Annotated in this window: 25 protein-coding genes; 19 read left to right on the top strand and 6 right to left on the bottom strand. The window is 49.3% G+C overall.

The window, feature by feature from the left end:
- Positions 1-473 precede the first annotated feature (473 nt).
- From PJI16_13445 to PJI16_13420, 6 genes are all read left to right on the top strand, one after another.
- A complete protein-coding gene (locus PJI16_13445; GenBank protein MDT3778565.1) occupies positions 474-1,070 on the top strand; it encodes a DUF3365 domain-containing protein in 597 nt (198 codons plus the stop codon).
- Positions 1,071-1,907: 837 nt separating this feature from the next.
- Positions 1,908-2,603, top strand: coding sequence for a hypothetical protein (locus PJI16_13440; GenBank protein ID MDT3778564.1), 696 nt, complete (start codon positions 1,908-1,910; stop codon positions 2,601-2,603).
- Positions 2,600-3,610, top strand: a complete 1,011-nt coding sequence (locus tag PJI16_13435; GenBank protein ID MDT3778563.1) for a ribonuclease Z — start codon at positions 2,600-2,602, stop codon at positions 3,608-3,610. The genes PJI16_13440 and PJI16_13435 overlap by 4 nt, the downstream gene beginning before the upstream one ends.
- Before the next feature lie 24 nt (positions 3,611-3,634).
- Positions 3,635-3,973, top strand: a complete 339-nt coding sequence (locus tag PJI16_13430) for a DUF3147 domain-containing protein (GenBank protein MDT3778562.1) — start codon at positions 3,635-3,637, stop codon at positions 3,971-3,973.
- Between the two features lie 79 nt (positions 3,974-4,052).
- Positions 4,053-4,472, top strand: coding sequence for a hypothetical protein (locus tag PJI16_13425; protein MDT3778561.1), 420 nt, complete (start codon positions 4,053-4,055; stop codon positions 4,470-4,472).
- A gap of 360 nt (positions 4,473-4,832) precedes the next feature.
- Positions 4,833-5,774, top strand: coding sequence for a TraB/GumN family protein (locus PJI16_13420; protein ID MDT3778560.1), 942 nt, complete (start codon positions 4,833-4,835; stop codon positions 5,772-5,774).
- A 20-nt stretch (positions 5,775-5,794) separates the two neighbouring features.
- Here the strand turns inward: PJI16_13420 and PJI16_13415 are convergent, their stop codons facing one another.
- Positions 5,795-6,604: an SDR family oxidoreductase gene (locus tag PJI16_13415; GenBank protein ID MDT3778559.1), complete on the bottom strand. Its 810-nt coding sequence runs from the start codon at positions 6,602-6,604 to the stop codon at positions 5,795-5,797.
- Between the two features lie 669 nt (positions 6,605-7,273).
- Here PJI16_13415 and PJI16_13410 point away from each other — a divergent pair.
- The 5 genes from PJI16_13410 (at position 7,274) to uvrA (ending at position 12,954) form a co-directional block, all read left to right on the top strand.
- Complete coding sequence (locus PJI16_13410; protein ID MDT3778558.1) at positions 7,274-7,762, top strand: nucleoside deaminase; 489 nt, start codon at positions 7,274-7,276, stop codon at positions 7,760-7,762.
- A 46-nt stretch (positions 7,763-7,808) separates the two neighbouring features.
- Positions 7,809-8,639 (top strand): ROK family protein, encoded by an 831-nt coding sequence (locus PJI16_13405; protein ID MDT3778557.1) that lies wholly within the window; start codon positions 7,809-7,811, stop codon positions 8,637-8,639.
- Between the two features lie 69 nt (positions 8,640-8,708).
- Entirely contained in the window at positions 8,709-9,122 is a 414-nt protein-coding gene (crcB, locus tag PJI16_13400) for a fluoride efflux transporter CrcB (protein MDT3778556.1), read from the top strand.
- A 256-nt stretch (positions 9,123-9,378) separates the two neighbouring features.
- Positions 9,379-9,981 carry a hypothetical protein gene (locus PJI16_13395; GenBank protein MDT3778555.1) on the top strand — a complete coding sequence of 201 codons (603 nt, stop codon included), beginning with the start codon at positions 9,379-9,381 and terminating at the stop codon, positions 9,979-9,981.
- 147 nt (positions 9,982-10,128) lie between these two features.
- Positions 10,129-12,954, top strand: a complete 2,826-nt coding sequence (gene uvrA, locus PJI16_13390) for an excinuclease ABC subunit UvrA (GenBank protein MDT3778554.1) — start codon at positions 10,129-10,131, stop codon at positions 12,952-12,954.
- Positions 12,955-13,116: 162 nt separating this feature from the next.
- On the opposite strand, the gene PJI16_13385 is transcribed toward uvrA, so the two are convergent.
- Both PJI16_13385 and PJI16_13380 read right to left on the bottom strand, forming a co-directional pair.
- Positions 13,117-13,416, bottom strand: coding sequence for a type II toxin-antitoxin system RelE/ParE family toxin (locus tag PJI16_13385; protein ID MDT3778553.1), 300 nt, complete (start codon positions 13,414-13,416; stop codon positions 13,117-13,119).
- Entirely contained in the window at positions 13,413-13,631 is a 219-nt protein-coding gene (locus PJI16_13380; GenBank protein MDT3778552.1) for an addiction module protein, read from the bottom strand. The genes PJI16_13385 and PJI16_13380 overlap by 4 nt, the downstream gene beginning before the upstream one ends.
- A 578-nt stretch (positions 13,632-14,209) precedes the next feature.
- Between PJI16_13380 and PJI16_13375 the strand changes: the two genes are divergently transcribed.
- Together PJI16_13375 and PJI16_13370 are read left to right on the top strand one after the other, a co-directional pair.
- Positions 14,210-14,521 carry a hypothetical protein gene (locus PJI16_13375; GenBank protein ID MDT3778551.1) on the top strand — a complete coding sequence of 104 codons (312 nt, stop codon included), beginning with the start codon at positions 14,210-14,212 and terminating at the stop codon, positions 14,519-14,521.
- 48 nt (positions 14,522-14,569) lie between these two features.
- Entirely contained in the window at positions 14,570-15,349 is a 780-nt protein-coding gene (locus PJI16_13370; GenBank protein ID MDT3778550.1) for a L,D-transpeptidase, read from the top strand.
- Positions 15,350-15,505: 156 nt separating this feature from the next.
- Here the strand turns inward: PJI16_13370 and PJI16_13365 are convergent, their stop codons facing one another.
- Complete coding sequence (locus tag PJI16_13365) at positions 15,506-16,060, bottom strand: Slp family lipoprotein (protein ID MDT3778549.1); 555 nt, start codon at positions 16,058-16,060, stop codon at positions 15,506-15,508.
- 511 nt (positions 16,061-16,571) lie between these two features.
- On the opposite strand from PJI16_13365, the gene PJI16_13360 reads away from it, so the two are divergent.
- Positions 16,572-16,994 (top strand): DUF6335 family protein, encoded by a 423-nt coding sequence (locus PJI16_13360; protein MDT3778548.1) that lies wholly within the window; start codon positions 16,572-16,574, stop codon positions 16,992-16,994.
- Positions 16,995-17,199: 205 nt separating this feature from the next.
- On the opposite strand, the gene PJI16_13355 is transcribed toward PJI16_13360, so the two are convergent.
- Together PJI16_13355 and PJI16_13350 are read right to left on the bottom strand one after the other, a co-directional pair.
- Positions 17,200-17,562, bottom strand: coding sequence for a periplasmic heavy metal sensor (locus PJI16_13355; protein ID MDT3778547.1), 363 nt, complete (start codon positions 17,560-17,562; stop codon positions 17,200-17,202).
- 494 nt (positions 17,563-18,056) lie between these two features.
- A complete protein-coding gene (locus PJI16_13350; GenBank protein ID MDT3778546.1) occupies positions 18,057-18,395 on the bottom strand; it encodes a tRNA-binding protein in 339 nt (112 codons plus the stop codon).
- A 324-nt stretch (positions 18,396-18,719) separates the two neighbouring features.
- Between PJI16_13350 and PJI16_13345 the strand changes: the two genes are divergently transcribed.
- From PJI16_13345 to PJI16_13325, 5 genes are all read left to right on the top strand, one after another.
- Positions 18,720-19,082 (top strand): hypothetical protein, encoded by a 363-nt coding sequence (locus tag PJI16_13345; GenBank protein ID MDT3778545.1) that lies wholly within the window; start codon positions 18,720-18,722, stop codon positions 19,080-19,082.
- A 521-nt stretch (positions 19,083-19,603) separates the two neighbouring features.
- Positions 19,604-22,063, top strand: a complete 2,460-nt coding sequence (locus PJI16_13340; GenBank protein ID MDT3778544.1) for an ATP-binding protein — start codon at positions 19,604-19,606, stop codon at positions 22,061-22,063.
- 188 nt (positions 22,064-22,251) lie between these two features.
- Positions 22,252-22,689: a DUF2780 domain-containing protein gene (locus PJI16_13335; protein MDT3778543.1), complete on the top strand. Its 438-nt coding sequence runs from the start codon at positions 22,252-22,254 to the stop codon at positions 22,687-22,689.
- 44 nt (positions 22,690-22,733) lie between these two features.
- A complete protein-coding gene (locus tag PJI16_13330; GenBank protein ID MDT3778542.1) occupies positions 22,734-23,423 on the top strand; it encodes a DUF2959 domain-containing protein in 690 nt (229 codons plus the stop codon).
- Positions 23,424-23,526: 103 nt separating this feature from the next.
- Entirely contained in the window at positions 23,527-23,778 is a 252-nt protein-coding gene (locus PJI16_13325) for a GlsB/YeaQ/YmgE family stress response membrane protein (GenBank protein MDT3778541.1), read from the top strand.
- The last annotated feature ends 111 nt before the right edge of the window (positions 23,779-23,889 follow it).

Raw genomic sequence — 23,889 nt, 5'->3', positions numbered from 1 at the left:
GCGAAAACCCATTCAAGTCGGCATAGATGGCCTCGGACGGGTGTTCAATAACATCTTTTTCAAACGACTCTGGCGGAAGGGGTTGTACACAAAGTCTATCTGAGTGTGAGTGACTTTCAGAGCGTGCAGAAAACTTATGCTGATCAAGGCCAATTTTGAATTTCATTCTTACGAAAGGTTACACTAAACAGCCTATAGAACGTTGGCGCAGGTATACACGGTCACTTAGACAAAAAGAGCCCGGCCAGACAGAGCAAGAGCCTCGGACAGGAGGCTTGGGGCAGGAATACGAACAAGTCAGTAAAGGGAGCAATAACTCCAGAAATACCCATTTTAAAAAAGCGCTGGTTTTGGTCCCGACAATGGGAGCACCATAGTTCAAAAACTGTTCGGACTTATTTGTTTGAGAGCACCGCTATCGGAGCCAATGAGCGAATCAAGCCACAAACAGAAAAAGAAATGGAGAACGCATCATGAACATGAGAGGCTTTTGGTTGGGCCTCGTGGTTGGAACCACCTTCACGTTCCTACTCGGTCAGTGGGCGTTCCCCGCCGCGAGCAAGGAGACAGATCCGCCTAACGGCCTATCGCCCGCAATCGTGGCCGATTACGTGCATAGTGTAGTCCAAGCGGATCGAACCTTTTACCAGATGGAGATTGTGGATCGGATGCAGGAGAAAGGCCTTGCCTTTGCCTCGGAGAACTGGAAAATGGATGGAGACCTCCCATTACCCGCCCAATTCCTGCAGGAATCGGGGCGACTCATGGCGGAGCAGCAAAAACTGATTCAATTCCGGTTGATCAGCAGTTGGGCGATAAATAAAGAGCATCGCCCAACCACAGTGTTCCAGCGGACCGGGCTTACGAAGATCCTTGAGAATCCCGATCGTCCCTATACAGGCGTTACAACCGAGGGCAAGGCTCGAATCTTCCAAGCACTCTATGCCGATAAAGCCGTATCTCAGCACTGCGCAGATTGTCACAATGGACACCCCCAAAGCCTCAAGAGGGATTTCAAGGCCGGAGACGTGATGGGTGGGGTTCTTGTGACAATTGCACTCCCCCATTAGAGAATGCCGCCTGAAGACAAGCAGCCTTCATTGCCCTTCAGTGTGGAGTAACCTGCTGTTGTAACTGTTTGAGTCTGAGTAGGTTGAAAAAGGACCATGAAACCGGTTTTCCAATCGCTTCGAGGGGATTGTAGAAGTGCTTGACCTACCAAGCTATCCCTCACCCCTGCATAAACACTACTGAATCTCTTTATTCCCCTACTCCACGGCTTACCTCTCTTCACCCCAATTTGTCACTTTTTCTCACACTTATTTAACACTTGGCTTTTGGCGTTAAGAATCGTGAGGAGAGGTAACCCTTATCCCACAAAATCGGGCTGAGTACCTACAGAAACGAAGCAAGCCCAACCATACTTTTTGACTTGTCCACAAAACCGGAGGAAGATCATGAAGAGTCTTTTTGGGAAAAGACAAATCATGGATGGAATGAGCGGACATATTTGATCCCGCCATACAGGATGATGGGATCAAATAGCAAACCGTAATGCCGCTACATAGAAAACTCAGTTAACCTGCATTAGACTATTCGCTAACCTATGAAGAACCCTGAGATGGTCTAAAAGTGAATATGCCAAGCCCTAAGGCTCTCAATTCGTGTAATAAGCGGAATAAGCCGGAGTGCATTACTACGTCACTCTGGCACGGATTGAGGCCGGGATATATGACCCTCGTCTCACCATGCTCCGGAAGTTGGCCGTTGCATTAGGGGCCGCCACGAAAGGCTTAAAACTGGACCCTGTTGAAACCTTGCGCTATCTATAAGAGTATCCAGTTCATTGGATTTCTACAAATTGCTATGAAGAAACGATTGATGCCTTCCATGACCATTGCACGCCTGTGATATCCCAGAAAGAACGAGCCTCAGGATTAGCCTTTCTCCCGGTTTTCGCCACAATCGGGTTTTACCTCTTACCGGCACACTGGCAACTCCACACTGCCGCCCAGTTTGCTCCACAATTGATGGCCTATGGCGCCTTAAGCACCTGGGCATATAAAAATGGGGATCAACTCCACAAACTTGGGCTAAAATTCAACAACATACAGGCAGGGATTCTCCGAGGGACTGTGATTGGGATCACGCTGGGAATACTGAATACCGGGGTTATCTTGACCGTCATGCCTGCTTTGGGGGTGGACATCAATTTTCTTTCCCAGACCCCTCATGCCCAGGTTCCGTTCTGGATCATGTTGCCGTGGTTCATCATCCTGATTGCCATGGGGGTGGAATTGAATTTCCGCGGATTTCTCCTGGGCCGATTACTGATATGGTTTCAAGATGTGCGTCAACTCGATCACCCGTCGACCACCAATATTCGCCTACAGACTTTCCTCCCCTTATCCATATCGGCTCTGACGTTTTCATTTGATCCCTTTATGGTGTCGACATTCCGTGAATTACATTGGATTGCCATATGGGATGGCCTGGTGTGGGGATGGCTATGGATGCGATGGCACAATCTCTATATGGTCATAACGGCTCATGCTGTGGAAGTGATTCTTCTCTATCTCATCTTACGGGGAATATTGACATGACACCCTCGTTTTCGCCTCATCTGGTGAATCATCCCTTTGGAGACCCCGGCCTCTATGTTGATATACGTTGGAGCCGGCGTGCCCTGCTCTTTGATCTAGGGGAGAATGTGTCGTTGAGCCCCACCCAGCTCCTTCGGGCGCAGGATATTTTCATCTCTCACACGCACATGGATCACTTTATCGGGTTTGATCGGCTTATTCGTGTGGCCCTGGGTCGTGGCAAACACCTTCGATTGCATGGGCCACCAGGTCTTATTGAAAATATTCAGGGCAAACTTCGTGGTTATACCTGGAATCTGGTTGATGGATATCCACTCACCATCGAAGCCAGAGAATATCACCCCACCCATATCCAATCCGCGCATTTTCATGCGAAGGACGCCTTTGTCTGTGAACAGGAGAACTCAATCCCAGGCGATCATTCCCACATTTTTCCGGTTCTTCAAGAACCGGCTCTTCTTGTGAAAGCCGTCGCGCTCAACCATCGGATCCCGTCACTGGCTTTTTCCCTGGAAGAACCGTTTCACATCAATATTAAAAAAGCCCGACTCCATGAGGCTGGTCTTCCGGTGGGCTCCTGGCTCAAGGACGCCAAACAATTAATAGTAGATGGCGCACCGGATTCGCACACCTTTTCCGCCACGTTGTATTTTGAACACCGGAAAGAAGAGCGCGTTTTTGATGTGGGCATCATGAAACGGGAATTCGTGACGATCACCAAGGGACAAAAGATCGCCTATGTCGTGGATTGCCGTTATGATGCCGACAATGAGCAACGGATTATTCAGTTATCCCAAGGGGCAACGACCTTATTTTGCGAGGCACCATTTTTAGAAGCCGACCGGGACAAGGCTGCCAATCGCTACCACCTTACGGCCCGCCAGGCAGGAATCCTCGGACGAAAAGCCGGGGTACAACAATTGGTCGTCTTTCATTTTTCTCCCAGGTATACCGGGCAGGGAGACAAACTTCACCAGGAGGCCATGGAGGCCTTCCATGAACAATAATTACACATGACGCGAGGAGGGACGATGCCGGAATGGGTTAGATATGGGTTGTATTTTGTCCTGGGCGGAACGTTAGTGAGTGTCTCCACATATCTGGGAAGTCATGGGAGAGGGTTCCTGGCGGCCTTGGCCAGCACTCTGCCGGTCATCAGCGGAGTAACTTTCATCCTGATCTTCGTCAATGCCGGTCCGGCTCCGACCGTGTCGTTTGCCAAACACATGATTTGGCTTTCTCCCCCATGGTTTGTCTATGTGGGAACGATGATTGCGTTTGTCCCCAATTTAGGCTTTTGGACGGCATATGGTTTGGCGATCGTACTATATTTGGTGGGAGTGGGGCTGACCCGACTGTTTCTTAGCTAACAGAAAAACCCCGGCATTGGATAATCAACATAGAAGAGTCTTCGAATAATCATGTGAAAAGATAGAGAGGACAAAGAATATGGCGGGGTTTATCAAACCGATCATTCACGCATTTTTAGTATGTGACACCATTATCATCGATAGTATGACAGGGAAAAAGAGTCTCATTGGTGCATTTACGCATCTCTGGGCCAAAACGTTCCCCTGCCAGCACCCACAAGTCGGCGTGTATTTTTCGCTCACCGATGCAGAAGGCAGGTACGCATTTGAAATCCAACTGGTGTACCTTGATCAGGACCAGATTGTCGGCAAAGGTTCCCTCCCCCCCATTGACATATCCAACCGCTTAATGACCCAGGATTTTGGGGTGAACATTCCCTACCTCATGTTTCCTGGGCCGGGTCGGTATGAATTTCGTCTGTATGCCGATGGTCAATTCATCACCCAAAAAGACTTTCAGGTTATCCAACAAGAATCCTCTCCCTCCCCACAGTCCTGAGTCCGTATCAGCTTTCTCCTCTCACCAAGACATCGAGCCCCCCCTTCCTATGAAGTGAGAGACGGGAAATCCGGCAGAGCTCATTCCACTATCCGGATAACCTGATCATTATCGGTAAATAAACCTGGCAGGAACATGCCCATTCTTGTTGAATTCGACCAGAACCAGTCGCACATTCCATCAATCTCGATATCGCAGCTCAATCTCTGCATTTCACCTTTTCCCTCCAACCACCGATGAATTACCCGGAAAGAAACACCAGACGAATTTAAGAACCCAAAGAAGATGCCGGACACCGGGGCACTAACTCTCTCACACCAAAACCAGGACCTGATCACACCTTCAACAGGGGGATTTGAAATGGCTGCATTCCATCACCATCAAGGGAAAGGGAAACTACGCCTACGCTGTCTGTTCATTCTGATCCTCTTTGTTTTGGGCACTGGGACGGTCAATGGCCAGGTGGTCGGGGATGGGTACAACAACAGCCTGATTTACAAAATGCAATCTGACACGAATACCGTCTATATTTTGGGTTCGATCCATGTATTGGCCGAAGAATATTATCCTCTCACCAGATCCTTCTCCTATGCCTATTACAATTCCCAAAAGGTTGTCTTTGAAATTGATCCGGAAATACTTTTTTCTCCCGATTCATTTTCTCAACACCAAAAACAGTACACCCTCCCAAAAGGGAAAACACTGGAAACGGTGCTCTCACCCAAAACCTATACGCTGGTCAAACAGAAAATTAAAGCCTTGGGAGGGAAAATCCAGGATTTCCAACAATACAAACCCTGGGTACTCTATCTCACGCTAAGCGGACGATTTGATTCTTCCATAGATTTCCGGCCTGAATTAGGAATTGAAAATCATTTCTATCGCATGGCCAAGGATGCCGGAAAACCCACGGGCGGGCTGGAAACCATTCAAGACCAATTGAATGTGTTCGATACTCTTCCGTTCAACATCCAGGATGCTCTTCTTCAGGAATCACTCGCCGCGGCGGGGTCAAGGGAACGAGAGCAAGCGTTTTTACATATGGTGAAAGACTGGCACCAGGGAAATCTCGACGGGTTGGAACAATTGGTGGAGTCATTCAAAACCTACCCGCTGTTCTACAAAAAACTTCTCGTCCAACGAAACCAGAACTGGATTCCCCAAATAGAATCGTTCTTACAAGAGGAGAAAAACGTCTTGATCATTGTGGGTGCGGCTCACCTTGCGGGAAAAGATGGATTACTCGCACTGCTGAAAGAAAAAGGCCACCAGATTGAACGAGTGTCTTATGCCATGCCCTAGAGCGGCAAAGGAATCTCCCGTTACGGCCGATCAGCATCGGCCATGCCTTTTCGGGCTATCCAATCAATCATCTGCGGGCTCATTAATTTCATCCATCGGCCCCATTGTCCTCTCCAGGATGTAAACACCAGTCGTTTCCTCAGGGTCATGCCCTTGATGATCATGTCCGCACATTTCTCGGCGGGTAAAAATCTGGAATGGCCATCAAGTATTCGCCCGAAGGGTTGACCGTGAGGCCCGATACTTCGTTCATGAATTTCGGATTGCACGAAATCGGGGGCCACAATGGTTACGGTGACTCCGGTTCCTGCCAACTCAATACGAAGCGACTCAAAAAATCCGTTCATCGCATGCTTACTGGCACAATAGGCTGAATGAGCAGGCAATCCCGTAAAACTTGCAACGCTGGAGATTGCAACAATCCTGCCTTGCGTGGCCTTTAAAAACGGCAACGCAGATTTGGTACAGTACACGCTGCCGAAAAAATTCACCGCCATCACGCGTTGATACAGTTCCACGTCGTGAGCATCCTCCACCGTCGACCACATGGACATGCCAGCATTATTCACCAACACATCAATCCGGGAATAATGAGTCACCACCTGTTGAATCATCGCGGAACAGGCATGGGGATCCGTCACGTCCGTCGGAATGACCAGTGCAGACGCTCCCAAATTTTCACAGGCGAGTGCGACCTCCTGCAAGCGTGACCGATCTCTCGCAACAAGGACCAGCTTGGGAGCCTGTGGCGCCAACGCACAAGCGAGCGCTTTTCCAATCCCCGAAGACGCCCCGGTGATGAGAATCACCTGGTTTCTAAAATGATTCATCGTCTCTTTCCCATGGATTGATAACGGGCTAGACCCTATTGACAGATTTTTCTGACGAGCGTAGCATTACTTCTGCGCTCATAAAAGCCGATTATGAATGGAAGGAGAGAATGAGCGTGCATCTCCTTTCAAACCGTAAAGAGGAAAGGGGGTCTCAGATGGACGACCTTACTCCACCGGATTATTTTGGCCCATCGGAGGCAAAACCCGCCTCAGTCTCCTGACGGGCCTTCTCGTTTTTGCCGGATCACATCCCTGCTCCAACACAAGCATGCCAAAAGGCATTTGCCAGTGGGCACCCTACCGAGCTTGGAAGTGAGTCACAAGAGGGATCTTCAACCTTCATAACTGGAAGATTCGGCCAAACCATAAACGAGAAACGCGTCATTAGCCTACTGATGGGCCATGCTAGACATGAGGTTCACTGTTTGTGGTGTATACCACATAATCCGAGGGGCTCCCTTTCACGGGACAAGCCCCTCGGGTTGTTTTTCAGACCGGCACCACAATCCCATAACCGTTCTTCACACCTTCTGCCACTCAAACCCCTGACTCCCTGATATGAGCATCCCTTCTACACGGTTTCAACCATATTGCCTTGAGTTACCAGGCTGGATCACCGATTATCTTGGACAACAACCGGAGACATACCCGACTCCGGATGCTCGTATGAAATTGGTCGTTAAGCTGGCACAACTCAACATTCAATATGGAACAGGGGGACCATTTGGGGCAGGAGTTTTCCGCATGGATACTCAAGAATTGGTCGCGCCAGGGGTGAATCTTGTTCTTTCGTCGAAAAGTTCAATTGCCCATGCTGAAATCGTCGCGATGATGATGGCACAGCAAATCGTTCGTTCCCATAATTTAGGGGCAATCGGGCTTCCCAGCCATGAGCTGGTTACCAGTTGCGAGCCCTGCAGTATGTGCTTGGGCGCGATTTCCTGGTCCGGTGTTCGACACATCGTCTGTGGCGCCAGAGGAAGCGACGCTGAAGCGGTTGGATTTGATGAAGGCCCCAAACCTGCGAATTGGATGATGGAACTTGAACAGAGGGGAATTGCGGTCACCATGGATATCGGGCGAACTCATGCCTCCGCAGTCTTACAACAATATGTTCAGAATGGCGGAGTAGTGTATAACGGTCGACGAGGCTAGATGGGGACCATTTCAACTTCTTTTTAAACTTCGAGGAGATACTCCCATGACTCCCAAACAAGAAAATTCAAAGGGCCCCCACTCACCCATCACCCTCGCCATTGATATTGGCGGATCCGGAATCAAAGGCCTCCTGCTCGATCAGTCCGGTCAACCTCTTTCTGAACGGGTACGAATGGTCACACCGAAACCCGCAACACCACAGGCCATTGTCCCGCTTATTGTGGAAATTGCCCAAACACTCGGGCAATTTGATCGCGTATCAGTCGGCTTTCCCGGCGTAATTCATCAGGGGTGGGTGAAAACAGCGCCAAACCTGGATGTATCCTGGCCCGGAACCTATCTCGTTGGCGAACTGGAACAACAGCTCAAAAGGCCGGTTCGGGCAGCAAATGATGCGGATGTGCAGGGTTATGGCGCGATCAAAGGCCAAGGGGTTGAAATGGTCATTACCCTGGGAACCGGATTTGGCACCGCGCTATTCATTAATGGGCACCTCGTGCCTAATATGGAAATTGCTCACCACCCCTTTCGAAAACAAGAGACCTACGAAGTACAATTGGGTGCCCCTGCACTCAACAATGTGGGGAAAAAGCGATGGAATCTCCGTCTGGCCAAAGCCATTGAGATATTAGATCGAGTGATTAATTTCGACCATCTCTATATAGGCGGGGGCAATGCAAAAAAGGTCACCATCCCACTGCCATCTCATGCCACAATCGTCCCAAATACAGCAGGTCTTCTTGGGGGAATCGCGCTCTGGGCCGATCCCAATGTGGTCCTTCCACCGACAACCAAGAAGCCTGGCAAAGGGACCACACGAAAACAGGCTCCTCGAAAAAAGTCATCAAACACTCGACAGAAAAAAAGGAAATGACTCCCATACACGACTCACCACCCAGTTCGCCCCACGCCAAATCGCGCCGGACCTTCATCCTGAAGGAAATTGACTAACCGGCACACGCCAACCATGATTCCTTACGGATTACCGCAACTTCTCTGGGTAGGTCTGGGTGGGTTCTTAGGTTCGATAGGCCGATTTGTAGTCGCCGGCTTCTTTAACCGCCTGATCCCGACTCTGGCCTTCCCCATTGGCACGTTGGCCGTAAACATACTCGGCTGTTTCCTGATCGGGTTACTCCATGGAGTGGCCGAGTCCAGGAATATCCTGGGAACGGACACCAGAATTTTTCTGTTTATTGGCGTTCTGGGGGGATTCACGACCTTCTCGACCTTCGGGTTCGAATCCCTGGCACTCCTGAAAGACGGGGCCATGCTCAAAGCCTCTGCCAATATCATCATCCATGTCTTCGTGGGTCTAGCCGCTGTCTGGCTAGGTGATACATTAGGCCGTCTATGATCATCATCAAACCCCAGTGAGGCATTTCCCTCAAGATTACGATGAAGTTTGCTCTATTATCTTTTCTCTTTTTTGGAATTGGATTGTTGGGATGCGGAACAGGCAACCCTAAAATCCACCTTACTCCAGAGGAAGGAATTCAACTCAAAAATGCTTCTAAAGTTTTTTTGGTCCACTATCAATCTCCTGATTTTTCATATGGACAGGCAGTTCGAACCTTCCAAGAGCCATCGCAGGGGGACTGCTAAGCGGAGCCTTGGGCGGAGGATTTGTTGGCTCGGGGGTAATGGTTAAGGAAAGTTGGGATAATTTTAGAATACAAATGAACCTTCAATTTTTTCCTCATGACATTACAGAAAAAATGAAACAAAAGTTTTTGGAAGTTTTAAGAAAAAATTACCATTTTTCCAACGTGACTCCAATCTCCTTTCAGGATGAGGTTAGCTTAATGAATCTGAGAGAAAATCTTGGGAATGACAAATCTAAGAATAACAAAGTCATTGACATTAAAACATATTTTTGGCATCTGTCGCCCACATACGAGAAAAACAAAAACAATTTCCAGTTCCAATATAGGGGAGAAGTCCGGGTTATTAACCTTCAACCTCTTTCGGTAATACTCCAACATCAATGCCAATATCCAGCACACAGTCGGGGTGATTTGATTTTAATACCAGAGGGTCCTTCCATGCTGTCAGGCCCCGTTTGGGAAGACTCCATGACAATGCCAGAGTTAATAACCAATAACGGAGAAAAGATTCAGACACAAATTGACAAAGCCGTGGGTCATTGCCTCAAAGAGTTTACCGACAAATTTTTCCATGAAATAAACGATCTGAGCAGCTCATCACCTAATTAAGGAAACTCGTTTCCCCTCCAGCTTTTCCATTTTCTTCATAAAGCCTAGTGTGTTCACCTTTCCTTAAAGCTCTTGGCTAAGCCTGGGCAATCAAGGTACAAACCATGTATTGTCTTTTAACTATTTTGATTGTCCACCGTCATACCTATGCCCAAAAAAAAGTCCGTTTCCAACTCCACGCCTCCTCACACCGACCTGATCATTGAAGGCGCGCGGCAAAATAACCTCAAAAACATTTCTCTCCGTATTCCACACAACGCCGTCACCGTCATCACTGGTGTGTCCGGATCCGGGAAATCATCTTTGGCCTTCGACACACTGTTTGCGGAAGGCCAATGGCGTTATGTGGAATCGCTCTCGTCCTATACGCGCATGTTCCTGGACCGCGTCAAACGGCCTGATGTGGACCGACTCACCAATATCCGTCCCTCAATTGCCTTGGAACAAAAAAATCCGATTCGAACCTCACGCTCCACCGTCGGCACGACCAGTGAAATTTCCGATTATCTCCGGTTGCTGTTTTCCAAAATCGGACGCCTGACCTGTCCCGACTGCAAGGTGGAAGCCATCGCCCACCACCCCACTACGGTCGCTCAAGACTTACTGAATCGTTTTCCCAAGGAACGCGCCCTCATCTGTTTTCCCAAACCTGCGCCCCATCCTGATGCCCTGGAGTTCATGAAAACGGCACTTCTCAAGCAAGGCTTTATTCGTATCGTCATCAACAAGCAACTGATCAACCTCAACACGGATATTCTTCCCACATCTCTGCCATCCGAACTATTAGTCGTCGTGGATCGCCTGACGTTAGATCAGGAATCCCGCAGCCGGTTGGTCGAAGCCTTGGAATCAGCGTTTCGCGAGAGTGAAGGCCGCGCCAGCGTCATCATCCGGGATAATGAAACTTTAGGCTATAGCGCCAATCTGTCATGCCCGGGGTGCGGCAGGACGTTTCCCACCCCACGACCCGTATCCTTTTCGTTCAATCATCCACTTGGAGCCTGTCCTGAATGCAAGGGGTTTGGCAACATCTTGCGCTACGACGAACAGCTGCTGATTCCCGATCCCGAAAAATCCCTACAGGACGGCGCGATCGAACCATGGACGAAACCATCCAATGTCTGGTGGCAGAAAGAAATGCTCAAAGCCTTCAAGAAGAAAAACCTCGACTCGACCACACCCTACAACCAGCTCACGGAAGCGGAAAGGGACCTGATCTGGAAGGGAGAAGGAAAGCTCGAGGGCATCGATGATTTTTTTACATATCTAGAAGGCAAACGCTACAAGATGCATGTCCGGGTCTTCCTAAGCCGGTATCGCAGTCCCTCGCCTTGCACAACCTGCCAGGGAACCCGCTTACGGCCGGAATCCCTCATGGTCAAAATCAATGAATGCCACATTCATGGGGTCTGCGGATGGCCACTCTCGGATCTTCAACGATGGCTTCAGACCCTGCCGCTGAGAAAATTTGAGGAGGCGATCGCCAAGGATCTGTTGAATGCCTTGCAATCGAAACTATCATTTCTCCTGCGCGTGGGTTTGGACTATCTCACACTCAACCGCGAAATGCGGACGTTATCCGGAGGCGAAGCTCAGCGTATTCATCTGGCGACACAATTGGGCAGTCAGCTCATGGGCACACAATATGTCCTGGATGAACCGACGATCGGCCTCCATCCACGCGACACCGAGGCCATGGGCATGATTTTGCGAGAGTTGGCGGAGCGGGGAAACACCGTCATTGTGGTGGAACATGATCCGCAGATCATTCAACAGGCCGATTACATCGTCGAACTGGGACCTCACTCAGGCAATCAAGGCGGAGAGGTCATCTGCGCGGCCCCCTATCATACCTTTCTCAAGCATCCCCAATCGCTCACCGCACAATATTTGCGTGGGGAACGAACCATTCCCTTACCTTCCAAGCGTCGATCAGGAAATGGAAAAGCTCTTCAGTTCACAGGAGTGAACGAACAAAATCTCAAAAACCTCACCGTCAACATTCCCCTCGGCACGCTGGTCTGTGTCACGGGTCCCTCCGGATCGGGGAAAAGCACCCTGGTGGAAGCCACCATCTATGCAGCCCTTGCGCGTTTTTTTAAGGTGGACACTCCTTCGCCACCCGATCTAGCAAGTATGACGGGGCCGGAACATCTCCGAACCGTCTGCCTCATTGACCAGGAACCCATCGGCAAAACCCCGCGTTCTAATCCCATCACCTACATTAAAGCCTATGATGAAATCCGGGCTTTATTCGCGCAGTCACCTGAAGCACGGGCGCACAGGCTCACCCCCGCGCATTTCTCATTTAACACCGGCAAGGGCCGATGCGCTCGTTGCCAGGGCAATGGGTATGAAAAACTGGAAATGTATTTCCTGGCAGATCTCTACGTGCCCTGCGCAGACTGTGAAGGGAAACGATTCAAGGAAAAGATTCTACAGGTCCGAGTCAAAGAGCATTCCATTCACGACGTGCTCAATCTCACCGTCGATCAGGCAGTAGTATTCTTCGCCATTTCCTGTCCCAAGGTCCTCAAAGGATTGCGCGTGCTTCAACAGCTTGGGCTCGGTTATCTCACATTGGGGCAACCAGCCACGACACTATCCGGTGGCGAAACCCAACGCCTTAAAATTGCCAGAGAATTGACCAACGCCCCAAAACGATCAGGCGCCCACTCAGACCATAAAGGGGCCCTCTATATCCTGGACGAACCCACCCGGGGACTGCATTTGGAAGATATCACGCGTCTGTTAACGGTGTTGAATCAACTGGTGGAGGAAGGGAATACAGTCCTGGTAGTCGAACATCATCTGGACGTCATCAAATGCGCGGATTGGGTCATCGACCTCGGCCCCGGCGGAGGCGATTCCGGTGGCCACATCGTCGTCCAAGGAACCCCGGAAGACATCGCCAATAGCCCGGACTCCATCACCGGACAATATCTGAAAACTCTTCTTGCTCTCGAACGATAAAAACCTCTTGTCTATCGTCTTTTGCCATCACTTCCAGACAGAAAATTTTTCTAGTTTCCAATTGCGGAAAATCCAACAATTTCCGAAATGCATATGCCTCATGAAATCATCGATTGTGAAGGACAAATGGATATTCTCTTCACACCACTCTGCCGATTCCGGTTAATTCTCTTTGCTTAACCGGCTTCTGACCCATAAGGGATCCTTGCGGCAATCTAACACGGCATGTATACGCACTAAATCTTCATCGACGTGATAGTAAATGGCAAAGGGAAAACGTTTGGACAAACACCGAAAATAACCATACGTGACCTGGTGAATTCCGGCATACAACAGAGGGGAATCAACATTGGAAAACAGGCTGTCTAAGAAATAAGACCCAAGCCCAGGTTCCCGATTTTCATAAAAACGAAAGCCCTGGATTAAATCCTGCTGGGCTTCATCCACGATCTGGATTTTCACGAGAGTTTATTGCGAATCTCGAGCTTGGCCTTCTCCCAATCTGTAAATTGAGATTTTCCCTCGGCGATTCGCTGGCCACGTTCTTCGAGAACATCACGGTGCCAGGGAGGAGATTCAATCGAATCGGGAGTACGGACAAGGTCCTCCCAAAGCAACTCCATGACCGCAAGCTTTTCCTGGAGGGTCATTTCTTTCAGAGGTAGGTTAATTGGCATAGGAAGAGTATACCTCAGTGCATAAGGTAAGGAAATCCTCTATATGGCAAAGCGTGGATTGGGTCATAAACCTCGGCCCCGGCGGAGGCGATTCCAGCGGCCACATCGTCGCCCAAGGCCAGCCGGAGGAAATCGCCAAGAACCCAACTTCCATCACAGGAAAATATCTGAAGACTCTGCTTTAAAATTTAGCACCTTATGAAGATAGTATTCCAAAAGGCAGCTTCACGTCCTTGCTTCAATCATCCCGGGTTTTCTTGGATAAGAAGGGCCAGGGTTTTTACCAGCTTTCTCAAATCCGGTATTTCCTTTATAGTAACGGAACAGATCGTTTCTTGATTCAGAGTGCGCGTACTCTTATGCTCTTCCCTTACTTTCAAAAACCATCCTTAGTGAGACAGGAAGTTCTCACTCTCTGCTTCTTCGTTATCTTGGCCGTCGGCATCCAAGGATGTTCTGATTCGGACGACAAAGCCTCACCGACTACCCAGACAAAGCCGGCTCCTGCGACGTCAGCAATTGCGCCAAAAGATGCGCAGGTCCCGCCATCAAGTACTGGTGAGCAAGGAAATGGTTCTTTGCCGATCACAACACCGGAACCCTCCCGCCAACCAGCCCAGGAAGAATTGGAACGCGCGAACTTCGCCATAGGAAAAGCTGAACAACTCCTTCGTCGAGCTCCCATGGGCAAGGAATCGGACCTGGCATTATTCGCGTTGGAGCGGGACCTGGATTCGGCTCGAAGCCTTCTTCGAACCGGTCAAACTCATTTTGATGAACAGAAATATGAAATGGCCAAAGATCAAGCCCACCAAGCCACGGAAAAAGCTTCAGCCGTGTATGAGCACATTGAGCAGGCCATCAGTACGGTTAACGAGGATTCCCGATAGCTTAAAAGCTTTTAGGGTCAATCCGGTCTCTGGTGGTGATATCCCATCATGGCTCCCGACAACCGAGATCTTCAGCTTCCCAGGAAGACTTTTGAAACGATCAGAACCACCGGTTCCATAGTTTTCTGGGCGACGGTAGCCTGGGGAGTCTTGATGCTTCCCTTGCTCATTGTCTTCGCTTCACCTTTCCTGAATTCTGACCAATCCATCCCGTTAACCATACCCTTCCTCCAGACTTCCCAGAGTCTATCCCAGGAAGGTCCTCCCTACGATAAGCCGGCACACATGCCCCAGACCCTTTCTCAAGAAATTGAATCCCCGCCCTCCCAAACACACCAAACGGACTCCAACCGCTCACCGAATCTAAAGTCCGCATCCACACAAGCAAAAATCTCCATCCTTGTGGATATTTCCCGACATCGGCTTTTCGTCAAGGAGGGCGATCACATTCTGCATGAGGCCATTGCTTCAACCGGCAGGGGAAATATCTTAGCGGATCCCAGAAATCCAGAAAAAACCTGGACGTTCGAAACTCCCAAGGGGACGTTTGCCATTGAAAGCAAGTTAGAAAAACCGGTATGGATTCGTCCCGATTGGGCCTTCATCGAACAAGGCGATCCGGTTCCTGACAAGATGGCCGATCGATTAAAACCGGGAGTGCTCGGGCGCTATGCGTTGGGTTTTGGCAATGGATATTTCATTCATGGTGCCTTGTATTCAAACTTATTAGGACAGGATGTCACCCACGGATGCATTCAACTGCATCCTAAAGATCTTCAATTTGTGTTTGAAACAGTCCCATTGGGCACCCCAATCATCATTATTTAAATAATTCCAGTGTTCGATTCTCTTCCGCTCGGTGTCGTTTACAACCCGGGTTTGATCAAAAAAATGAAGACGTGTTTCAGGAATGAAATGAAAAGGGGGCAGATCTCCATTACCCTTTCCTTTTATGGTAGTTTGCAGCCTCCTTCGATGAAACAATCAGTAATAGGAATATGCGAGCGGACGATATCCGCTATAAAAATCAGTTGGATAACCCCGGCCCCAACGAAATCCGGAATATCCGCGACCCCCATAAAGTGCCTCGTCCCATATGGTCAAATCCTTAATGCCAAAAATGGGAACCTCTTGTGAATCTTCACCAACTTGGATGGTTTCACGGCCTATAATCTCACCGACAATGGATATGGCTCTTCCTTCTTCAAGCACAGCAGGATCTAATGGATCCTTTCCCTTCGATAATGCGATGAATCGACCCTGAGTTTTGGTGCGTTGATTCGCTGGAGTATAATCCTCGTTCAGTGGGAGCTGAAGAACTTCAATTCTGGTCGCATCCTGCTTCCGATTGACCGAAAGCACTTCTCCTCCGACAACCATTAACTCTCCTTGATGATTATCAGGGTTCTCTCGTATCTGCTTAAAGTCCAAGGTATGGTTGACTTGGTTTTCCAAGCTCTCGGGGATTACCTGGTACTGAGAGCATCCAGTAAATATAAGCGAAAGAAACAGTATGGATGAGAAGGGTGACTTTTTCATGGCAGCAATTTCTCCTTAGCGGATTTAATACGAGAAAAAGGTCGACAATAATGAGAGCCAAACTTTCGTGTGATTAATAAAACCACTTGTATATTTCTTAATGTTACCGCAATCGCTCGGGTTTGAATCCTGCCAAAAACCCTTGGGGAAAGTGATCAAATACGGACCGGAAATTTTGCGCAATCAGTCATAAGTTTCAAAAATTTCAGGCATTCTCCCAAAATTTATGGTCCATACACTGGATAGGATAATCGCCAAATAATCGGCCCGATGAAGAAATCGAACAAAGGCATTTCGAGAATGAACTCCCGCCCTTGACCCCCTTTTAAACAATTCCCCAGGCCAGGCTTCATCCCCTATTTTTAATGGAACTATTAACAGTCTTCTCCCCCTTGAACATTTCCCAGGGTTTTCTCCAGTTCAGTTCTCAATGGCCATGGTATACAGTGAAGACTAAAACCTATTACAAAGTTCAAGTCTATTTGCTGCTTATCCAAGATAAGGAGGACCCATGGCCAAGGAGAAAAATACGAACCCATCACGGCGGGATGCGGATACCATGATCCGACGATATATTGAAGATCAGGATTTTGCTGAAGAGTCTATACATGAGGAATTTATCGAGACAGGGGCTCAGCATGAATCGGAGGTAGTCCTAACTCGTGGAAACAGCCGACAAAAACAGGCCAGACGTTTCGCTGGAGATCTTGACGCAACCCTAGATGCGGGTAGTTCCGGCGATGAAACCGTAGGGGGCTCCAATCCTACTCCGGATCAAGATACCGTGGATGAGTTGGGCGAGGCGGTGGGTCTTACCTTTGAAAATTCTGAGGAACTTGCAGGAGAGAAAGTGTATGAACGGGATACCCACCGATGGGAACTCGACCCTGCATCCTCTGAAGATTATACGGAACGCATCAAAAGATATCGCTAAGCTTCTTCAGCACAGCCAGAGAAAGGATAAATAGAACAGAGTTTCAAACAACCGTTCTATAAGCGGACCTGTAGGGGTGGGTAAGGTTGATTATCCTCACCCGTTCTTATTAAAACCACAGGCTAAAGGGCTTCAGGTTAACCAATCACGGCACGGCTCCCATCTCATACCCCTTCAAAATACTTCTTCACTTCCACCATACGAGCTACAAACCACCATGGGGGGAATGTCCCTCTACCTGACTCATGCGTTGATGCAAGATCTCTCTAAATTTTCCGTATTGATCCTTAGTCAATACACCTCTCAATTTCAGCAGGGAGTCGATGCGCGCCATCATCATATCTTCTTTAATAGCTCCAATGGTTTTAACCTGCTCTTCAATCGCCTGACGGTCTGGCTCATCCTTCCCCAGCAGGGTCGCAAGGTCGACTTCCGCCGTTCGGACATCAGCGGTTTTTTTGACGACCATTTTATCGTAATCAAGTCGAAGCCCATGAAAAGCCTCTTTTTGTTCTTCGCTCAACATTAAATCTTCTTCCATTGAGCCGGAAAAAGGATGATGATTCATATAATTTTGAGTTGCATGCGGAGATTCGGATTCGTGCGTATAGGATTCATGAGAACGTTTACTCTCGGTAGTACTTTTTCCATCATGCGCACAGCCGCTTAATACAAAAATGATAGAGAGGAGAATAAGGAAACCCTTTTTCCCAGGATCATGCCGGAATAGGTTTTTTCTTGTAGGTATGAACGCCATAGTCGTCTCCTCTCGTTAAAACAGGTTGGCCAATTTTCAATTGATGTTTGTTTATTATCGAAGAGCAGTACACCGCTCACACCTGACAAAAACCCTGGTTTCTTGAAATCTCAGGAACTTAATATGAGACAGGCCGGGGCGATGTAATCAATATTCTGAATAACTCTGGTGTCAGAATTTATTTCATCTTCTCCAGCCATTCCTACCCATCCCATAGAGACCGCACATAGTTTAACTATTCCGAAGTAGGTGAAACGTGTTGTAAGGCATGGTTCTATCAGCAAATAATTTAAGCAACATAGAAACTACAACAACTTTGTGCCTAGAGGAACCGATTTGTCCGGAACGCACAACGCCACTTCCCCGTTCTCAGTATAAAATCCGGTGACCAGGCATTCCGACATCAACGGACCGATTTGTTTGCTTGGAAAATTCACCACGCCGACAACCAGCCTACCCACTAGCTCTTCCGGCTTGTAAAGGCCCGTGACCTGAGCGCTCGATTTCTTCATGCCGATGTCCTTCCCAAAATCAACTTGGAGAATGTAGGCAGGCTTTTTGGCTTCCGGGAACCGCACCGCACTCACAATGCGCCCGACACGGAGTTCAATTTTTGCAAAATCATCCCAGGATATAGTCTCCACCACGGCCTCCTTCAATAGCTAACAACGATTTTTTTCGCTTAAAGAATAGTACCCTTCCCCCGAAGCCCTGTCTTCACTTTTGGGCTATCTTTGCCTTACCTCCTCTCGTTCAAATAAAATAATTACTCCTTTAATCCCCTCACCCCTAGGTGGTCCCCAGCTATGATTTCCAGGCTTGAGGCTACACCATCTCCTCAAAAACAGAGCTTTCCAGCACCTGTCCATTTCCTTCTGGAAATCCCAAACTTTTTGCTTAAGATTGCAAGAGGTTATGCCGACTCACAGCAATATGATTTAACCTGACCGTATCTTAAGGAGAATAACATGTCCAAAATCTGGCGTTTGGTTCTGTTACTAACATGTATGTTGGTGGGATGCAGTACCACGGGGAATTTGGGAATTGTGACCAAAAGCTCAGCCGACCCAGCCTCGCTTTTAAAAAACAGCCAGGGCTATGAGGAGTTAGGACCAACTGAAGGACAAGCTTGCCGTCATTTCATTTTGGCCATTATCCCATTTGGCCAATCAGACATGGCTAAAGCGGTGGATAAGGCCTTAGAAGCCACAGGCGGAGACGCCTTGCTCAATGTCTCAGCAGAAAGCAGCCTGTACGGTTTCATTCCCATATACAACGTCTATACCTTTACCTGTACCACGGTCAGAGGAACCGCGATCAAATTTAAATAGAGAACTGAGTTGACCTTGAACTATACGTGACCAAGAACCAGCCGGCCAGTCAATTTGAAAATTTTCAATGGTCACCCTTCAGGAAACCCCAGTATCATCAATTAGTATTTTTGAGGTGGAAGCATCCAATATCCGTTTTAAATTTTCCTAATCCGGGCTTTGGGGTTGGGACCTGCTAACGGCGACTGATCACAGGGTCAATCGCCGGTTTTTTTCAACCACCCCATTCCTACCTGCTCAAGTGACCTCTTGCTGTAAATCATCTGCGGATTATTCAGCATATCTCCTTGGCCCCCTTCCTTGAGCTCCAGGAATTCTGCTCTATCCGTTAAACCAGGAACTGGCCCAAAGCCCCCACCTTTGTAGGAAGGAAGGGATTTTTCTTTTTTCTGTTCCTTGAGTGCAGTTTCCCGTGACACTCTGGTATCTTTTCATGTGCTAAAAAGCTGCCCAACCAGCGCATTATTTCCTGAAACCTGGACAGAAAAAACCCCAATAGTTAACGAAGGGAATGGCTGATCATGTCTGATTTTGAAAAGCTCGGGGTGTTTTATTTAGGGAGGCCATACGACCACGCCACCAAATCAGCCAAACCCGGCCTCCTCCTCTATGACTCTAAAGACTTGGTGACCCATGCCGTCTGCGTGGGGATGACGGGGAGCGGGAAAACCGGGCTCTGCATCGGCTTATTGGAAGAGGCGGCAATCGACAATATTCCCGCCATCATCATTGACCCCAAGGGCGATATCGCCAACCTCTTACTAACCTTTCCGGATCTGCACGGCAGTGATTTTCTTCCCTGGATTAATCCTGATGATGCCAAGAAAAAAGAAATCACGCCGGAAGCCTTCGCCGACAAGGAAGCGGACAAATGGAAAGCGGGCTTGGAGTCCTGGGGCCAAGATGGAGCCAGAATCGCGAAACTCCGGGAAGCCGCGGACTTTTTAGTCTATACCCCTGGCAGCACGGCCGGGCTTCCTGTTTCCATTCTGCAATCGTTTTCAGTGCCTTCTCCCAAAATCCTTGAAGACGCAGAACTCTTAGGGGACCGGGTGGGCACCACCGCGACCAGCTTACTCAACCTCGTTGGTCTGGACGCCGACCCCCTGCAAAGCCCCGAACATATTCTGCTGGCCAATATCTTAAAAACCTCATGGGAAGCCGACCAGGACCTGACGATTTCCTCGCTCATCCAACAGATTCAAACCCCGCCGTTTTCCAAATTGGGAGTGATGGACTTGGAATCAGTTTTCTCTTCGAAGGATCGCTTTGCATTGGCCATGCGTTTTAATAATTTATTGGGAGCGCCAGGGTTCTCCGCATGGCTGGAGGGCCAGCCGATGGATATCGATCAGATTTTGCATTCGCCAACCGGCAAACCCCGCATCGCCATTTTTTCCATCGCGCATCTGAATGACACGGAGCGCATGTTTTTTGTGAGCCTACTCCTCACTCAAATGGTCAGTTGGATGCGAAGCCAATCCGGCACCACCAGTCTGCGCGCGCTGCTCTATATGGATGAAGTCTTTGGCTTCTTTCCTCCCATCAAAAATCCGCCATCCAAAGCCCCCATGCTCACCATGCTGAAACAAGCTCGAGCCTTTGGCCTGGGGGTCGTCCTTGCGACTCAAAATCCGGTTGACCTGGATTACAAAGGATTGGGCAATACGGGCACGTGGTTTATCGGGCGGCTGCAGACCGAACGGGATATGGCGCGCGTGCTGGATGGATTAGAGGGAGCTGCTACCAATAGTGCAGGAAACTTCAATCGTCAGAAGATGGAGCAGATCATCTCCGGCCTCGGAAACCGGGTGTTTCTCATGAACAACGTCCATGACGACGGACCGGAAGTTTTTGAGACCCGCTGGGCGTTGTCCTATCTTCGGGGACCGTTAACCCGGACGCAGATCAAAACCTTGATGGATCCGGTAAAAGCTGCACTTTCTTCTACAACCTCATCCGATTCCACAAAAAGCCTAACGGCCCCTTCTCAATCTTTTGCCGGAACACCTTCCAAGGTCGGCGCCACACATCCACCTGTTCTTCCCCCGGACATCCGCCAACATTTTGTGCCCGTTCGGGGAGCCAGCCCCGCAAGCGCTTCACTCATCTATCACCCACGGCTATATGGTGCCGCAACGGTCCATTACCAGGATACCAAAACACAATTGGATGAAGTCCGTGAGGTCCAGGCTCTTGCGTCCATGATTGCCGGTCCGATCCCGGTCCAGTGGGATCAAGCGGAATCGGTCGATATTCCACCCACTGATTTAAATACCCATCCTGCTGACGGAGCACAGTTCGAGGATCTGCCGGGGGCCGCCAGCCAGGCGAAATCCTATAAGGGCTGGGAAAAGGATTTCGAGGATTGGGTCTACCGGACACAAACCTTGGACCTATTCCGGAATGCCTCGTTAGGAGTGACATCCGACCCACATGAATCGGAACGTGATTTCCGCCTTCGATTACAACAGCTCGTCCGCGAACGTCGGGATGAAGAGACCGAGACCCTCAGGAAAAAATATGCCGGGAAAATGTCGACTCTTGAAGATCGTATCCGGCGGGCGGAGCAGGCCGTCCAAAGGGAATCCGAGCAAGCCAAACAACAAAAACTCCAAACAGTGATTTCAATAGGCGCGACCCTCCTGTCTGTTTTCATGGGCCGAAAAACCGTCAGCCGATCCTCGATGGGCCAGGCCACCTCCGCCGTTCGAGGCATGAGCCGAACCATGAAAGAAGGCAAGGATGTGGATCGTGCCGAGGAAAACGTGGACGCCCTTCAACAACAATTGGCAGCTTTGGATACGGAGTTACAACAAGAGATTCAATCACTCACCACTCAGTGGGATGTCCAAACCATTCCCCTGGAGACTCTCACTGTGCGCCCCAAAAAGACCAACATTTCGACGCAATTGGTGTCTTTGGCATGGGTCCCCTATTGGGCAGAAACCAGCGGCCAACAGACTCCAGCGTGGCTTTGACACCCTAGAGTTTCCAAGCAAAGATTTGTCGATTCGTGTTTCTTTTAGAGCGGCACATCCCGTATCCTATTCAGTACGGCTGATGCTTCAGCATCAATAATCCACTGCAGTGGAAGCGATCGGCCCACCCCTCACTCACTTTTAACCCGCGTGTCCACATATTCGATAGTTCACTAGGAGGTTTTGCCATGGAATTGATTCAACAACTAGTCAGCAGTTTGAACATCAATGAAGGCCAAGCCAAAGGCGGCGCCGGTCTTTTGTTCAACCTCGCGAAAGAAAAATTGAGCTCAGGCGAGTTTCAACAGCTCACCGACAAGGTTCCAGGGGTCAAGGACCTCTTAGGAGCAGCGCCCGCTACCTCACCAGCTGCCTCCGCGGGCGGCGGCATGATGGGAGCATTAGGAGGAATCGCCGCTTCACTCGGTGCCGGGGGATTAGGTGACAAGATGGGAGGATTGGGAAATCTCGCCAATTTGGCAAGCGGGTTTTCGCAACTTGGATTAAGCCCTGATATGATTGGAAAGTTTGCCCCGATCGTCCTTTCCTTCGTCCAGAATCAAGGCGGGGATTCCATGAAGGGTCTTCTGGAAAAAGTCTTGAAGCCCGGGCCTTCGACAACCTGATGATTGGCCCAATGAATATAAACCCTTTGCACAAGGATGACATGATGTACCCTCAATATTCTCCAGTAGGTTCTCGCAGATTCTTTCCTTATCTGACATGGGGAATCGTCCTCTTGAGTCTGAGCGCATTTGGTTGCCAGAGCATCTATTATGATGCCATGGAGAAGATCGGTTATCACAAACGCGACCTGATGGTAAGTAATGTGGAAAAAGCCCGCGACGCTCAAGAGGACGCCAAAGAACAATTCAAATCCGCGCTTGACCGGTTTACCAAAACCCTCAATATCGAGGGGGGTGAATTACAGGACAAATACGACGTGCTGAATGCGGAATACGAGCAGAGCGAGGCCAAAGCCCAAGCGGTCCGTGATCGCATCGCGTCGGTGGAGGATGTCTCAGAGGCCTTATTTGAAGAATGGGAGGCGGAACTCAAGGAATATTCCAGCGCCGCCTTGCGCAAAAACAGCCAAAAGCAACTGACACAAACACGGACCCAATATGCTCAATTGATCAAAGCCATGAAGCGGGCGGAGACGAAAATGGATCCGGTGTTGGCGAAATTCAAAGACCAGGTCCTCTTCCTCAAACACAACCTGAACGCCCAAGCCATCGCGTCGTTGAAAAGTGAGCTCGTCTCGGTGGAAGGCAACATTGCCTCTCTCATTAAAGAAATGGAAGCCTCTATCAAGGAAGCTGATTCTTTCATTGCCTCAATGGAAAAAGATAAGGCATAACCATTCAGGCCTTTGCCAGTCCCAGGGGGTCACTCGTCCTGTCAGCAATAGGCAGGCGAGTGACACCTACATCATTCATCCTGACTCACAAGGAGGGTCTTCGTTGGGCATCATTTCCTGGATCGTGTTCGGCCTCATTGCAGGAATCCTCGCCAAGCTTCTCATGCCGGGGAAAGACCCCGGGGGAATGATTATTACCATCTTGATTGGGATCTTCGGCGCCATGGTGGGCGGATTCATCAGCACCTACTTTGGTTATGGCGAGGTCACCGGGTTTAATCTGCCAAGTTTCGGCATTGCCGTTGGCGGGGCCTTTCTCCTCCTTTTTGGCTATCGCCTGATCAAAGGAAGCTAATACCCACACCACCAAACCTTCAACTTACGTTTCTCCCTGTGACTTCCTCGCCTCGCCCGCTCCCGATCCCTTCAAACAGGCCCGCCTGGTGACTGCGGTCATTCCGAAAAG

The sequence above is a fragment of the Nitrospira sp. MA-1 genome (assembly GCA_032139905.1).
Lineage (GTDB): Bacteria > Nitrospirota > Nitrospiria > Nitrospirales > UBA8639 > Nitrospira_E.
Note: the sequence above shows the minus strand (reverse complement) of the source record. Positions and strands in the feature narration are given on the sequence as shown.

What these genes read in the sequence shown, in the direction of transcription:
- PJI16_13430 (MDT3778562.1), top strand. Translation starts at nt 3,635, where the DNA reads ATGCCGGAATGGGTTAGATATGGGTTGTATTTTGTCCTGGGCGGAACG.
- PJI16_13425 (MDT3778561.1), top strand. Translation starts at nt 4,053, where the DNA reads ATGGCGGGGTTTATCAAACCGATCATTCACGCATTTTTAGTATGTGAC.
- PJI16_13435 (MDT3778563.1), top strand. Translation starts at nt 2,600, where the DNA reads ATGACACCCTCGTTTTCGCCTCATCTGGTGAATCATCCCTTTGGAGAC.
- PJI16_13365 (MDT3778549.1), bottom strand. Translation starts at nt 16,060, where the DNA reads ATGAAAAAGTCACCCTTCTCATCCATACTGTTTCTTTCGCTTATATTT.
- PJI16_13355 (MDT3778547.1), bottom strand. Translation starts at nt 17,562, where the DNA reads ATGAATCATCATCCTTTTTCCGGCTCAATGGAAGAAGATTTAATGTTG.
- PJI16_13370 (MDT3778550.1), top strand. Translation starts at nt 14,570, where the DNA reads ATGGCTCCCGACAACCGAGATCTTCAGCTTCCCAGGAAGACTTTTGAA.
- PJI16_13380 (MDT3778552.1), bottom strand. Translation starts at nt 13,631, where the DNA reads ATGCCAATTAACCTACCTCTGAAAGAAATGACCCTCCAGGAAAAGCTT.
- PJI16_13445 (MDT3778565.1), top strand. Translation starts at nt 474, where the DNA reads ATGAACATGAGAGGCTTTTGGTTGGGCCTCGTGGTTGGAACCACCTTC.
- PJI16_13415 (MDT3778559.1), bottom strand. Translation starts at nt 6,604, where the DNA reads ATGAATCATTTTAGAAACCAGGTGATTCTCATCACCGGGGCGTCTTCG.
- PJI16_13335 (MDT3778543.1), top strand. Translation starts at nt 22,252, where the DNA reads ATGGAATTGATTCAACAACTAGTCAGCAGTTTGAACATCAATGAAGGC.
- PJI16_13345 (MDT3778545.1), top strand. Translation starts at nt 18,720, where the DNA reads ATGTCCAAAATCTGGCGTTTGGTTCTGTTACTAACATGTATGTTGGTG.
- uvrA (MDT3778554.1), top strand. Translation starts at nt 10,129, where the DNA reads ATGCCCAAAAAAAAGTCCGTTTCCAACTCCACGCCTCCTCACACCGAC.
- PJI16_13340 (MDT3778544.1), top strand. Translation starts at nt 19,604, where the DNA reads ATGTCTGATTTTGAAAAGCTCGGGGTGTTTTATTTAGGGAGGCCATAC.
- PJI16_13405 (MDT3778557.1), top strand. Translation starts at nt 7,809, where the DNA reads ATGACTCCCAAACAAGAAAATTCAAAGGGCCCCCACTCACCCATCACC.
- PJI16_13420 (MDT3778560.1), top strand. Translation starts at nt 4,833, where the DNA reads ATGGCTGCATTCCATCACCATCAAGGGAAAGGGAAACTACGCCTACGC.
- PJI16_13410 (MDT3778558.1), top strand. Translation starts at nt 7,274, where the DNA reads ATGAAATTGGTCGTTAAGCTGGCACAACTCAACATTCAATATGGAACA.
- PJI16_13330 (MDT3778542.1), top strand. Translation starts at nt 22,734, where the DNA reads ATGTACCCTCAATATTCTCCAGTAGGTTCTCGCAGATTCTTTCCTTAT.
- PJI16_13360 (MDT3778548.1), top strand. Translation starts at nt 16,572, where the DNA reads ATGGCCAAGGAGAAAAATACGAACCCATCACGGCGGGATGCGGATACC.